Below are 12,986 nucleotides of genomic sequence, written 5' to 3'. Positions count from 1 at the left end.
ATGAAAAGGTTCATGTCCCTTGAACTTTTTATTACACTTTTATTCTTAATTTTTACTACAGTTATCTCGGCGCAGGATACTTCCTATGAAGATGGTAAACGGTATATACTTGGAGGATTGGAAGTTACCGGATTGCAAAGTTACAACGAACAGACTGTAAAGACCTACACGGGTTTAAGGATAGGGCAGCCCATTACCGTTCCCGGCGATGAAATTAGCGCCGTCATCAATAAATTATGGGGATTGGAACTGTTTACGGACATAAGCTTCTATATTACCAATATTGAAGGTGAGAATGTATTTCTTGAACTTAATATAATTGAGAGGCCAACTCTTTCCAATGTAACCGTTTATGGTGTTAAAAAAAGAAAGATAGATGAAATCTTAAAGGATACCGATCTTAAAAAGGGTAAAAAGATAACCGAGAGTTTGATCGCCAATTCCAAGAATTATATCCAGAACAAATACAAAAAGAAAGGATATCTTAACGCCAAGGTTACCATTGCTACGGCAAAGGATACGACCGATGCCAATACACAGGCTATGGTCATAAATGTTAAACAGGGAGATAAGGTTAAGATCAACAATATTGTCTTTGAAGGTAACGAGCAGTTGTCCAACAAACAGCTTAGCAAGGCCATGAAAAAGACCAAGAAAAGAAAATTCTACCGTTTCTGGAAGAAGTCCAAATATATACAGGAAGATTATAAAACGGATCTGGTTTCCCTTGTGGACAAATATGCCGAAAAAGGTTTTAGGGATGCCCGTATTATTTCGGATACTTTTGTAAAGGTTTCCGACGATCTTATCGATGTGAAGATCAAGGTAGAAGAAGGGAACAAGTATTATTTTGGTGATATAGATTTTGTTGGAAATACGATTTATACGGACCGTCAACTTGGACAGGTTCTGGGAGTTAAAAAGGGAGATACCTATAATGGGGTTTTGTTGCGCAAACGTATAGCGGATGACACGAAGCCAGATGCAGAGGACCTCACCAATTTATATCAAAATAACGGTTATTTGTTCTCCAGTATAAACCCTGTGGAGATTTCTGCGGAGAATGATACCATCAATTTTGAAATTAGAATTATTGAAGGTAAAGAGACCTTTCTAGATCACGTTACCGTAATTGGTAATGATAAGACCAATGACCACGTTATTTTTAGGGAACTGCGTACAAGGCCTGGCCAACGTTATAATAAATCGGACATCATTAGAAGTATTAGGGAATTGGGACAATTGGGATTCTTTGATGCGGAACAGATAAAGCCGGATATCCAAAATCCTGATCCAAATGCAGGAACAGTGGATATCGCATATAACTTGGTGGAAGCTGGCTCCAGCCAGATAGAGCTCCAGGGTGGTTATGGAGGAGGTGGTTTCATTGGTACATTGGGACTGTCCTTTAGTAACTTCTCCATGAAAAATTTATTTAAAGGGGAGGCTTATAAGCCGGTCCCCATGGGGGATGGGCAAACCTTTGCCCTGCGTTTGCAAGCCAGTAGGACCTATAGGGTGTATAGTTTAAATTTCTCCGAGCCTTGGTTGGGAGGTAAAAAACCGGTAAGGTTCAATATGTCCTTGTCCAGAACACAACAGTTTTATTATAACCCTTATGTAAGTAACAAACCAGATAAAAGCAAGCAGTTTTCCATCACTGGAATTTCGGCAGGGCTGGCAAAAAGGGTACAATGGCCAGATGATTTCTTTACCATTTCCCACTCTTTGGGGTATCAGTTATACAATTTCCAGGATTATAATTTAGGGCTTTTCAATTTCGGGAACGGAAAATCGAACTCCATAGCATACACCCTTGGAATCTCTAGGGATGCTACCGGTGGTGGTCGTATTTATCCAAGATCGGGATCCAATTTTGCCCTTACAGCCAAATTTACCCCTCCTTTTTCTTTGTTCAATAATATAGACTATAAGCAACTCAATGAAGATCAGGAAGTAGCCATTGAGGAGTTGGATAGTGATGAAATAGAGCGCATAGATCAAGAACGCTTTAGGTGGCTGGAATTCTACAAGGTTAACTTTAAAGGTGATTGGTATACCACCTTGGTAGACAAATTGGTTTTAAGGACCAATGCCGAATTTGGATTTTTGGGAACTTATAACGAAGATGTAGGAAAGGTTCCATTCGAAAGATTTTATGTTGGGGGTGACGGTATGGGTTCCTACACATTGGACGGCAGGGATGTTATTTCTTTAAGAGGTTATGAGAATCAATCCTTAACACCTTATAGTACAGATCCATTAAGTGGTGGACAAGTACAGGACGGTGGAGTTGTGTATAATAAATATTCCTTGGAGCTTAGATATCCTTTGACGCTAAAACCGTCTGCTTCCATTTACGGGCAGGTATTTTTAGAGGCAGGGAACGCCTTCAACAATTTTCAAGACTTTAATCCGTTTGAGTTAAAAAGATCTGCCGGAGTGGGACTACGTATTTTTATGCCAGCATTTGGATTATTGGGAATTGATTTTGGATATGGATTTGATCAAGATTATAACCCCAATTCATCCGGACCTAGCGGTTGGCAAACCCACTTCATCATTGGACAACAGTTTTAATATATAGAAATGTGCAATTGTTTTATATGTTAAATGGTTCATTCTAAAATATTTAGTTATTTTGGCACGATATTTTCTATAGTATAAAAAGAAGATAGCATGGGAATTAAATCAAAAGTACTTTTGTTTCTGGCGGCAACTATGTTTGTAGCTACTATTTCGGCACAAAGGTCCATTAGGATAGGTTATGTGGATATGGAATATATCCTGGAGAATGTAGAGGAGTACAGGGAGGCCAATGAGCAATTGGCGGCCAAAGTGCAGAAATGGAAATTGGAGCTGGATAAGGAGAAGGGGATTATTGATCAGATGAAGAAGGATTTAATGGCGGAGAAAGTGCTGTTGACAGAGGAGTTGATTTCCGAGAGACAGGAAGAGATCCAAATTTTGGAAAAGGAGATGTTCGATTATCAACAGGATAGATTTGGTCCGGAAGGAGATCTGGTGCTTCAGAAAAGAAGATTGATACAGCCAATTCAGGATCAGGTTTTCAATGAAGTGCAGAAAATTGGTGCAAATAAAAAATATGATTTTATTTTTGATAAATCGGCAGATGTTGTAATGTTGTATTCCGAGAAAAGACACGATATTAGCGATCTTGTTTTGAGGGGGATTTCGAGGACTAGAAAAATAAGCGCACCTAAGAATAGGCAAAATGCAAGAAGTAGTTTCGAAGATATAGAGGATGAGGAAACGGAAGAAAATATAAGTGATGCTATTTTAGAGCGTCAGGAGAGGGCAAAGCAGGCGGAAGAGGCGAGGACCAAGACAGCAGAGGAAAACCGGGCAGAACAGCTCAGGATTCGCGAAGAACGTAAAAAGGCGTACGAAGAAAGAAGGAAAAAGTTGTTGGAAGAAAGGGAGGCCAAAAGAAAGAAGGAATTAGAGGAAAGAAATGGTAAAAATGACTCTGAAGAAGAGGATAGTACAAAGGACAATCAATAATATTAAATTAAGCTTAAACCAAATTACATTTATATAACTAAATCTTTAAATTAACACTCAAACATTAATTAAAATCATGAAACAAATTAAAAAAATAGCAGTAGCCATAGTTTTGTTCGTAGCAGCTACTAGTTTTGTTAATGCACAGGCAAAAATTGCACATATAGATGTACAGAAATTGTTGTCTGAAATGCCGGAGATGAAAGCAGCCGAAGCGGAACTTAAGAAATTACAGGAAACGTATAGGGCGGATATTGAAAGTTCCATGACCGAACTTCAAAATAAGTATACCCAATATAAAAATGAATCATCTTCAAAGTCTGAAGAAGAAAATCAGAAAAGAGCTTTGGAACTTCAAGGTTTTGAAAAAAATATTGGTGAGGCACAACAGACTGCCCAACAAGAATTACAAAAGAAACAAGGTGAGCTTTTAGGTCCTATCACAGAAAAGGCCAAAAAAGCTATCGAGTCTGTGGCGGCTGCCCAAGGAATAGACTACGTAATGGATGCTACCCAAGGTAGTGGGCTTATCGTAGCCAAGGGGAAGGATATTTTGCCAGAGGTCAAGAAGCAATTAGGTTTCTAATCCAGCAATAAAATGTTTTAAAAAAAGCCATGCATTCGCATGGCTTTTTTTAAAACATTTTATTGCTGGATTAGGGTATTTGTAGATGGTAAACCGTTGGAATTACGTAAATGGCACTCCCAACAAACATCTCCTTGCGATGTTGCTAAGGAGATTTATTATTCCTCCGTTGCTATCTTTAGGGTCTCCAAATAGGCTACCAAATCCACTAAGTCCGTCTCCGGCATTATATTGGCCAAGCCTTCTGTCATTAATGATTGTTCCAGGGCTTCCTGTTCTGCAATATCCTGCAATTCCACGGTCTTTTGGGCGCCTCCCATCATCTTTATGGTTATTTCATCCTCTGTCCTGCTTAAAATGTATCCGGTATAGGTTTTCCCATCTTTCATTTTAAAAGAGTAACCTTCAAAACCAAAATTGATTCCGGCACTGGGATAAATAATATTGGAGTATAAAAATTGCTTCGATAGTTTATTGCCTATATCCGACAATTCGGGTCCAAATTCAATTCCTGAGCCAGCAGCCAAGTGACAGGAACTGCAATAGGTGCTGTAAACTTCCATGCCGTGGGTAGCATTGCCCTTACGTTCTACCAATTTTGAAATGTCCAATGTTCCATCTCCTTGAGGGGTTAGGAATTTAGGGGCGTTGGTTCTGATCTCCTTGTTCCAACTGTTCATGAGTTTTAATACAGTAGTTGTTTTGTATTCTTCCGCCAATCTGTCCTCCTTAAGCATTTGGTATAGTTCTTCTTGCCCGGATCCGGTATTGCCCAGGGTTTCAATCATTTTTCTGGTAAGTGCATGGCCTAATTTCTTGGAGGTAATGTTCTCCTTTAGCATTGCAATGGCGGTTGGATTGGATATTCCATTTAGCCTTTCCAGTACGGCGATCTTGGAAGATTCAGGTTCCTGGGAATGAAGGAAGGTGTCGATCAATGTGGCGCCGTTATTATTGAGTAAAAGGTTTGCGGCTTCCTTGCCAATATCTGTGTTGGACCCGTTGGCCAATACTCGAAACAAGGCCTCATTCTGGTTCTTTAACTCTAGGTTTTTGATTGTCATGATCCATTCTGGTGTTCCTTCAATTTTGGGAAGCACTTCTTTGACCATTTTAATATGTTTGGGTGAGCTATACACAAATTTGGCATCCATTTGCCCAACTGCGTATCCCTGAATTTGGTTTTTAAGGGGGTGGTTCCAAGTCAGCATGTCCATTAGGTAATTGTCTTTATCGGGATGATCCTTAAAATCGAGGGCCCTAAAATAGGAAGCCAATTTGGTAGGCGGTACAGTTTGGTCTTTAATTAGGGATACCAACAGCGGAACCGATTCTAAGGCCCGGATACGCCAAACTATTTCTTTTCCGGCCTCACTTTGCCAGTTATCTCCAACCCTGTTTCTCCAAGCGTTAAAATATAGCTCAGGGAATTTATCCGCCCCGATACCCAGTGCTTCCAAATACCATCTATCGCCAGCAGTATGTTGAGCGGCCAAATTGGCCCATTGCTCTGCTGCTGCTTCTGTGCCTATAAACCTTAGTGCAATAGCCGCTTCCCTTAGGACTTGTGGCGATTTATCATTTGCTAAGAGGGATAAGTATTTCTCCAGACTTTCTTTGCCTTTAAACCTTGCCATTCGGATGCCCTGCATTCTAAATTTGGGGTCTTCATCCGATAATGCCATTTCTATGTAGTCGTTGCTTTTGGAAGGAATATACAACCCAATCCACAATGCCCGGGCTTTGGCTATACCTCCTTTGGTTGTTAATTTCGTTAAAAGGGGTTGGGCAGCTTCGCCCATGGAATGCAATTTTTGCCACGACTGATAAAAGAGGTCCATGTTTCCGGAAAGTAGTCCTTTAACCGCTCCATCCTCGGTCTTGGGGTCTATAGCAATAGCTTTATATTCCTGGCCAGTGGACAATCGGTAAATTCTTCCCCGTGCTATGTCTTCCGCCTTGTGCCCGCCAACGCCTCCATCATACCAATCGGAAATAAAAAGAGAGCCATCTGGCGCAATGGTAACATCGTCCGGTCTAAACCAATCATCTTTACTTTTTACCAGATTTTCAATTTTGGCCGTATAACCTGCCTTCGATTCGTCTACAATATAAGCACGAACTACATTATGGCCGGGTTCGGCGTGTATGGGATGATTTTGAAATTTTTGTGGCAACATATAGTCTTCATATACAAGCATGCCGCAAGGGGATCCCGATCCGGTCTGAAGCATATTTGGGACGGTTCCCGGATCGTTTAAATGCCAATGTCTTTTGGGGATGTCATTATCCCATCCCGTTCTTCTTTCTCTCCAGCTGGTACCTGTTAGCAAATCCTTATATCCATAATTGCCGTATTCCATAACATAGTTTATCCGCGTTCCCCGGTTACCATCATCGTCATTATCGGATTGCCATAAACCGCCATAGGAGTCAATGGCAATTTCATAAGGGTTTCTGAAATTATGCCCTAGGATTTCCAGATTGGTTCCGTCCATGTTCATTCTAAAGGCCATCCCTTCCCGGTAAGGCTTGCCATTGGCCACAATTTCCTGGCCGTGCAGGTCCATAACTACATCACTATTTTTGTCCAATAGTTGTTTGCCATTATTACCGAAGTTGAAATAAAGTCTGCCATCGGGACCAAAGACAAAAGCATGTACCCCATGATCGTGGTCTACGCCTTCTATGCCTTGGAACAGGATTTCTTTAGAATCCGGGAGATCATCCCCATCCTCATCCGTAAAGATAAAAACGTTGGGACTTACGGAGATGATTACTTTATTTCCCAGCACGGCTATGCCCAAGGCGGCATTGATGTCCTCTCCTTGGTAGAAAACCTTGGAAGTGTCCGCTTGGCCATCTCCATTGGTGTCCTCCAGTATTAAGATTCGATCTCCGCTATCGTCATATGTATTATCCGGATTGGCAAACAATCTGTAATTCCTAGCTTCACAAACCCATATTCTGCCTTTGGCATCTATAGCCATGTTGGTAGGGTTTGTGACCATAGGTTCCGAAGCAAATAGCCCAAGATTTAATCCTTCCGCTACCTCCATTGAGGACAGGGCATATTCGGGATTTCTTTTATCCTGTTCTGAAAGCGATAGGAAATCGATATTGGTTTTTGGTTGGTCCTTGCAAGAGGAAAGGGAACCCAAGGTCATTATAATTGCTAATGTTTTGTTGGCAATTTGGTTTTGAAGCATGTGAACGTTTTTGGTTGTTGCTCCACAATTTACCAAAAAAACCAGCATCATTTTAAAAATATGGGAATAGGCTATTGGGAAAATAGATATAAGCAGGCTGGCCAAAGATTCACTACATCAATGATGTTGCTTGTTGATGTTGGGGAGGGGCTTAATTGAACTTGACATCAAAATAATGAAAACAATGGAGGAAAAGCAGTATTTTAGTTAGCAGGATCAATTGGGGGAAGTATCTGAAATGAGGTTTTTTTTGGAAGATATAAGGAGTATTCTTGCCTATGAGTTGTTCTGAAATTCATGAATTATAATAGCAACTATTAACTTTTGAAATAGATGAAAAAATTATTCGGTCTTATTGCAATTTCATTTTTTGGTTTAATGGTCCATGGTCAGGATAGCATGTTGTGTGTTGGCAGTTATTGGACCGAGGATGAGGCAAATATTGTTATGAAAAAATTCGCCTCCGAATGGAACGACTTGGAATCCTGGGAACAAAGGGCCTTAAGAATTAAGAAGGGTATTATAGAGGGTATGCAATTGGACAAGATGCCGGAAATAACGGGTAATTTCAATCCCATTATTAGAAATACCAGGGTTATGGAGGGTTATATTGTAGAAAATATTGCTATAGAGAGTTTTCCAGGTTTCTTTGTTACGGGCAACCTGTATAGGCCTATAAAAGAAAATGGCAAGTACGCGGCCATCCTGAGTCCGCATGGTCATATGAAGGATAAAAGGTATACGGATTACATTCAATGGCGTTGTGCTGCATTGGCCAGAATGGGGGCTGTAGTTTTTGCCTATGACATGGTGGGTTATGCGGAAAGTACCCAGGTAAACCACAAGATGCCGATAGCTTTGCTATTACAGACCTGGAATAGTAAACGGGTCTTGGAGTATTTGCTTTCCAGGCCGGATGTGGATCCAGAACGTGTAGGGATGACAGGTGCCTCTGGAGGCGGTACGCAAACCTTTGTTTTAACGGCTATAGATGATCGAATAAAAGTAGCGGCACCTGTGGTACAGGTTTCTGCCCACTTTTTTGGAGGATGTGTTTGTGAGAGTGGAATGCCAATACACAAAAGTGCCGACCACCAAACCAATAATGTGGAAATAGCTGCCCTTTGCGCCCCAAGACCTTTATTGTTGGTGTCAGATGGTTCCGATTGGACGCGAAACACACCAAGAATAGAGTATCCTTACATACAAAAGGTATATGCGCTTTATAATGCCGAACACAAAGTGGAAAATGTTCATCTACCGGCCGAAAGGCACGATTACGGGTATAATAAAAGAACGGCTCTCTACAATTTTTTTGACCATCACCTAGATCTAAATGCCGGCAAAATACCGTACGCTGAGGGTTATAAGGAAGATTTTGTTACTATTTTGCCCCCGGAAGATTTGATGGTTTTTAGCAAGGATAATCCTAGGCCCAAGAATGCCCTAGTGGGAGATGAGGCCGTTATGGCGTATTTGAAAATATCAGTAGATTAAAATATATGGAAATGAATGGTATGATAGTGTCTGCCGCTTGGCTGAATGAAAATTTGGAAATGCCCGAAATCATAATCTTGGATGCTCGTTTACGATATGATCCAGCATCTTCAGAATTAGATGACCTTAGGATAAAAGGAGCCCGTATTTTTGATCTTGAAGGTGATTTTAGTGATAAAAAAAATCCGTTTCCCAATGCGCTTCCAAGTCCAGGGCAATTTGAAAATTCCTGTAGAAAATTGGGCATTAATAAATCCAGTATGATTGTAGTCTACGATGATCGTGGAATTTATTTGAGCCCCAGGGTCTGGTGGATGTTTAAAGTTATGGGTCATCAGAATATAAGGGTTTTGGATGGTGGTTTTCCGGGATGGAAGAAGGCAGGATATAGAACAGAAAAAGTAGTTGATATGAAGTTTGATACAGGCAATTTTAAAGCAGATTTCAATCCTGATATGGTGGTGGACTTAGAAGGTATAAGCAATAATCTGAAAAGTAGAAAGGCCTTGGTCATAGATGCCCGCTCCTCTGATCGCTTTAATGGGCTTGTTCCGGAGCCAAGGAAGGAATTGAGAAGGGGGAATATTCCGAACTCCATTAATATCCCTTATGAAACTGTTCTTAAGGACGGAAAGTTTAAATCCCTAGGCGAGTTGAAAGAAGTTTTTGCTGATTTGGAAGGGGAGGGGCGGCCGTTGGTTTTTAGTTGTGGATCCGGCGTTACAGCATGCATTGTTCTAATGGCAAGCGAAATGAGCCTAAAGAACGATAATAAGGTTTATGATGGTTCGTGGACGGAGTATGCGCAGTTGACTGATTGATTTGTCTATAAAAGGTAAAAACAGCTATTCATGGGCATAATGTATATTTTACAGTGTAGCGCAAACTAGTGAAACTGCAGAATTTTTGTATTTTGCTCCAAAATAGATTTAATGTACCAACTGTCTTATTCTTCCAAAGCAATCCAAGATATTTCAGAAGAAGTTATTAGCGGCATTTTGGAAACCTCCCGTGAGCGTAACAAGGCCATAGGTGTTACTGGTTGTCTAGTTTTTCATAAACTTTCCTTTGTTCAAATAATTGAAGGTGAAAAGAGTCATATACAATCCTTGTTCGAGGAGATCAGACAGGATAAAAGGCACCGAGATGTAACATTATTGTGGGAAGGCAAGAACAATGGTAGGAATTTTGGTGACTGGAATATGGCTTATTTTACAGAATCCGACGAAAGATTTGACGGTGGGGAGATGAAGAATTTTGAAAGAAATTTATTGTTGCTATCAGAACTGTCCGCGGGTTCTACTGCTGTATTGAACATGTTTTGGATAAGTGTGCGTAAACTTATTTCGGGGGAGGTAATCTAATTAGACCTTGATCCTTCTTTCTTTTGACGATCAAAATTTATCCAATAAAAAATGTTTAACGGCAAAAGTATAATTAAGGGATGCAAATGGCAATGGCTGTGGTCAATGTTATTAACCATCATATTTGTAGGGTGTCAGGATAGTCACGATAAAAAAATTGTAATTGCCACCGCGGCCAATATGGAGTCTGCCATGAAGGCTTTGGCGAATGCCTATACCAACAAAACTGGAGTAGAATTCGAATTAATTGTTGGGTCATCGGGCAAGTTGACCGCACAGATTATGGAAGGTGCACCTTATGACATTTTTATTGCCGCCAATATGAAATATCCGGAAGTAGTTTATGCTGGGGGGAAAGCAAGGAATATTCCAAAAGTGTATGCCAAAGGAAAATTGGTGCTGTGGTCAATGGTGGAGAATACCCCCGTTTCAATTGATGCCCTAACCGATCCCGCTATAGAGCATATTGCTTTGGCAAATCCCAAAACTGCCCCCTACGGCGTTGCTGCCAAAGAGGTTTTGGAGTATTATGGCCTTAATGAAATCTTAGGACCTAAATTAGTCTTCGGAGAAAGTATTGGCCAGACCGATCAATTCATTATTTCTCAAGCCGCACAAATTGGGTTTACGGCTTTATCAACAGTACTGTCGCCAGAAATGAAAGGAAAAGGGAGTTGGATTCCAATAAATCCATCGCTCTACTCCAACATTAGTCAAGGTGTAGTGCTTGTAGATCGGAAAGAAGACACCAAACAAGAAGCACAGGGTTTTTATCACTTTCTTTTTTCAGTTGAAGCCAAGGAGATATTAAAAGAATTTGGATATTTGGTAGATGAATAATTTTCCGGGTAATATAACAGACATTAAAACCAATGGAACCATGTCCATTGTTTGTGTTCAGGTGGATAGCGGTGAGAAATTTATGTCGGTGGTCATAGATACCCCTGAATCTGCCCCTTATATGAAAAAGGGCAATAAAGTAAATGTCTTGTTTAAGGAAATGGAGGTTGCGGTCACTACCCAAAAGGAATTGGATATTAGTATTGAGAATAGGATTACTGGAAATATTACTAGTATGGAAGAGGGAGTTTTGTTGAGTAGATTGGTTTTGGAGACCACAATAGGGGAGGTCATCGCTATTATAAGTACTATGAGTGTAAAGCAGATGGGATTGGTTGAAAAGATGAACGTAATGATTATGGTTAAATTGAACGAGATAATACTGGCACCATAATGGATTGGCAACCTTTGGTCCTTACCTTTAAACTTGCGGTGGTTACCACGGCAATATTGTTTGTGATTTCAATTCCCATAGCCAATTGGCTGTCGAGTACCAGATCCAAAATAAGGCCTGTCTTGGAAACCTTGGTGAGTATGCCATTGGTGCTTCCACCTACCGTATTGGGGTTTTATATGCTGGTGGCCTTTAGCCCTGAAAATGCCTTTGGAAGTTGGTTAAATGAATGGCTGGGGATCAGGCTTATATTTTCTTTTGAGGGTTTGGTAGTGGCTTCGGTCATTTATAGCTTGCCGTTTATGGTGCAACCCATTCAAGCGGGACTTTCCTCCCTGCCCTCTACACTAAAAGAAGCTTCCTATACTATGGGGAAATCAAAAATGACTACACTACTAAAAATTTTGTTGCCCAATATTAAGCCTTCCCTACTAACAGGTATTGTACTTTCCTTTGCCCATACAGTTGGCGAGTTTGGCGTTGTGCTTATGATTGGGGGGAATATGCCGGGAAAGACCAAAGTGGCCTCTATTGCCATATATGATGAAGTGGAAGCACTTAATTATGCTGCTGCCAATAGCTATTCATTAATTTTGTTTTCCGTAACTTTTGTAATTCTGTTGCTGGTTTATCTTACCAATGGGGGATATTTTAAACGCTTTGCCCAATGATACGGTTAAACCTAAAAAAAACATTGAAGTCTGCCGGTGCAATAATGGCCCTGGATTTGCAATTGACTATTGAAAAGGGGCAATTTGTTACCTTATTTGGGGAATCCGGGGCGGGAAAAACCTCTACTTTAAGAATGCTAAGTGGTTTGTTAAAGCCAGATAGCGGAACAATAAAAGTAGGTGAAACAACATGGTTTGACAGTCATAAAAATATTGATCTTAAAACCCAACTACGTAAGGTAGGGTATGTCTTTCAGGATTATGCCCTCTTTCCGAACATGAGCGTTCGCCAAAATTTGGAATATGCCCTTCAGAAAAATCAAGATAGAACCATAATAGGGGAGCTGTTGGAATTTGCCGAGCTTGGCGAGTTGGAGCAAAGAAAACCTGAAACCCTATCCGGGGGGCAAAAGCAACGGGTGGCATTGGCCAGGGCATTGGTCCAGCGACCTGAAATATTAATATTGGACGAACCTTTATCTGCCTTGGATTTGAAGATGCGGATAAAGTTGCAGGAATATCTTTTGAGGGTTCACAAGAAATACAAACTAACTACTATATTGGTAAGTCATGACATTGGGGAAATTGTAAAATTATCGGATTGTGTATTTGAGCTTCAAAATGGTCGTGTAATCAAGAAAGGTACTGCAGCCGATTTCTTTGGACTTAACAAGACCAGTGCCAAATTTAGGTTCTCTGGGGAAGTCTTGAAAATAGAGAAGGAGGATGTTATTTATGTAATTTCGGTCCTTATCGGTAACGATATTATCAAGGTGATTTCAGACCGTACGGAAGCTAATGATTTAAGGGTAGGAGATCAGGTTCTAGTGGCTTCAAAAGCTTTTAACCCAATAATTCAAAAATTATAGGAATTGGTTTTGCCAAGTATTCATGATTTTT

At 40.5% G+C, this 12,986-nt stretch carries 11 protein-coding genes; 10 read left to right on the top strand and 1 reads right to left on the bottom strand.

Features of this window, described 5'->3' with window-relative positions; all coding sequences use genetic code 11:
• From MWU82_RS21100 to MWU82_RS21090, 3 genes are all read left to right on the top strand, one after another.
• Positions 1–2,580, top strand: a complete 2,580-nt coding sequence (locus MWU82_RS21100) for a POTRA domain-containing protein (protein WP_215950218.1) — start codon at positions 1–3, stop codon at positions 2,578–2,580.
• Between the two features lie 99 nt (positions 2,581–2,679).
• Positions 2,680–3,525 (top strand): OmpH family outer membrane protein, encoded by an 846-nt coding sequence (locus MWU82_RS21095; RefSeq protein ID WP_215950219.1) that lies wholly within the window; start codon positions 2,680–2,682, stop codon positions 3,523–3,525.
• Between the two features lie 76 nt (positions 3,526–3,601).
• The gene (locus MWU82_RS21090) at positions 3,602–4,111 is read left to right on the top strand and encodes an OmpH family outer membrane protein (protein WP_031442598.1); all 510 of its coding nucleotides are present in this window, start codon (positions 3,602–3,604) and stop codon (positions 4,109–4,111) included.
• Positions 4,112–4,269: 158 nt separating this feature from the next.
• Here MWU82_RS21090 and MWU82_RS21085 read toward each other — a convergent pair whose 3' ends face one another.
• Positions 4,270–7,320, bottom strand: a complete 3,051-nt coding sequence (locus tag MWU82_RS21085) for a PVC-type heme-binding CxxCH protein (RefSeq protein WP_247097812.1) — start codon at positions 7,318–7,320, stop codon at positions 4,270–4,272.
• A 333-nt stretch (positions 7,321–7,653) separates the two neighbouring features.
• On the opposite strand from MWU82_RS21085, the gene MWU82_RS21080 reads away from it, so the two are divergent.
• From MWU82_RS21080 to MWU82_RS21050, 7 genes are all read left to right on the top strand, one after another.
• Positions 7,654–8,817 (top strand): acetylxylan esterase, encoded by a 1,164-nt coding sequence (locus MWU82_RS21080; RefSeq protein ID WP_247097811.1) that lies wholly within the window; start codon positions 7,654–7,656, stop codon positions 8,815–8,817.
• An 11-nt stretch (positions 8,818–8,828) separates the two neighbouring features.
• A complete protein-coding gene (locus MWU82_RS21075; RefSeq protein ID WP_247097810.1) occupies positions 8,829–9,638 on the top strand; it encodes a sulfurtransferase in 810 nt (269 codons plus the stop codon).
• 111 nt (positions 9,639–9,749) lie between these two features.
• Positions 9,750–10,181, top strand: a complete 432-nt coding sequence (locus MWU82_RS21070) for a BLUF domain-containing protein (RefSeq protein ID WP_247097809.1) — start codon at positions 9,750–9,752, stop codon at positions 10,179–10,181.
• Positions 10,182–10,232: 51 nt separating this feature from the next.
• Positions 10,233–11,021, top strand: coding sequence for a molybdate ABC transporter substrate-binding protein (modA, locus tag MWU82_RS21065; protein WP_247097808.1), 789 nt, complete (start codon positions 10,233–10,235; stop codon positions 11,019–11,021).
• A complete protein-coding gene (locus MWU82_RS21060) occupies positions 11,014–11,415 on the top strand; it encodes a TOBE domain-containing protein (protein ID WP_247097807.1) in 402 nt (133 codons plus the stop codon). Before modA ends, MWU82_RS21060 begins: the two co-directional genes overlap by 8 nt.
• Positions 11,415–12,086 (top strand): molybdate ABC transporter permease subunit, encoded by a 672-nt coding sequence (modB, locus tag MWU82_RS21055; RefSeq protein WP_215950226.1) that lies wholly within the window; start codon positions 11,415–11,417, stop codon positions 12,084–12,086. Before MWU82_RS21060 ends, modB begins: the two co-directional genes overlap by 1 nt.
• Complete coding sequence (locus MWU82_RS21050; protein WP_247097806.1) at positions 12,083–12,955, top strand: ATP-binding cassette domain-containing protein; 873 nt, start codon at positions 12,083–12,085, stop codon at positions 12,953–12,955. The genes modB and MWU82_RS21050 overlap by 4 nt, the downstream gene beginning before the upstream one ends.
• Positions 12,956–12,986 lie beyond the last annotated feature (31 nt).

The organism is Arenibacter sp. S6351L, from assembly GCF_023016025.1.
Lineage (GTDB): Bacteria > Bacteroidota > Bacteroidia > Flavobacteriales > Flavobacteriaceae > Arenibacter > Arenibacter algicola_B.
Note: the sequence above shows the minus strand (reverse complement) of the source record. Positions and strands in the feature narration are given on the sequence as shown.

Bases quoted from the DNA above. Each gene is read 5' to 3' on its own strand.
- MWU82_RS21100 (WP_215950218.1), top strand. From the start codon at position 1: ATGAAAAGGTTCATGTCCCTTGAACTTTTTATTACACTTTTATTCTTA.
- MWU82_RS21080 (WP_247097811.1), top strand. From the start codon at position 7,654: ATGAAAAAATTATTCGGTCTTATTGCAATTTCATTTTTTGGTTTAATG.
- MWU82_RS21085 (WP_247097812.1), bottom strand. From the start codon at position 7,320: ATGCTTCAAAACCAAATTGCCAACAAAACATTAGCAATTATAATGACC.
- MWU82_RS21070 (WP_247097809.1), top strand. From the start codon at position 9,750: ATGTACCAACTGTCTTATTCTTCCAAAGCAATCCAAGATATTTCAGAA.
- MWU82_RS21075 (WP_247097810.1), top strand. From the start codon at position 8,829: ATGAATGGTATGATAGTGTCTGCCGCTTGGCTGAATGAAAATTTGGAA.
- modB (WP_215950226.1), top strand. From the start codon at position 11,415: ATGGATTGGCAACCTTTGGTCCTTACCTTTAAACTTGCGGTGGTTACC.
- MWU82_RS21050 (WP_247097806.1), top strand. From the start codon at position 12,083: ATGATACGGTTAAACCTAAAAAAAACATTGAAGTCTGCCGGTGCAATA.
- MWU82_RS21090 (WP_031442598.1), top strand. From the start codon at position 3,602: ATGAAACAAATTAAAAAAATAGCAGTAGCCATAGTTTTGTTCGTAGCA.
- modA (WP_247097808.1), top strand. From the start codon at position 10,233: ATGTTTAACGGCAAAAGTATAATTAAGGGATGCAAATGGCAATGGCTG.
- MWU82_RS21095 (WP_215950219.1), top strand. From the start codon at position 2,680: ATGGGAATTAAATCAAAAGTACTTTTGTTTCTGGCGGCAACTATGTTT.
- MWU82_RS21060 (WP_247097807.1), top strand. From the start codon at position 11,014: ATGAATAATTTTCCGGGTAATATAACAGACATTAAAACCAATGGAACC.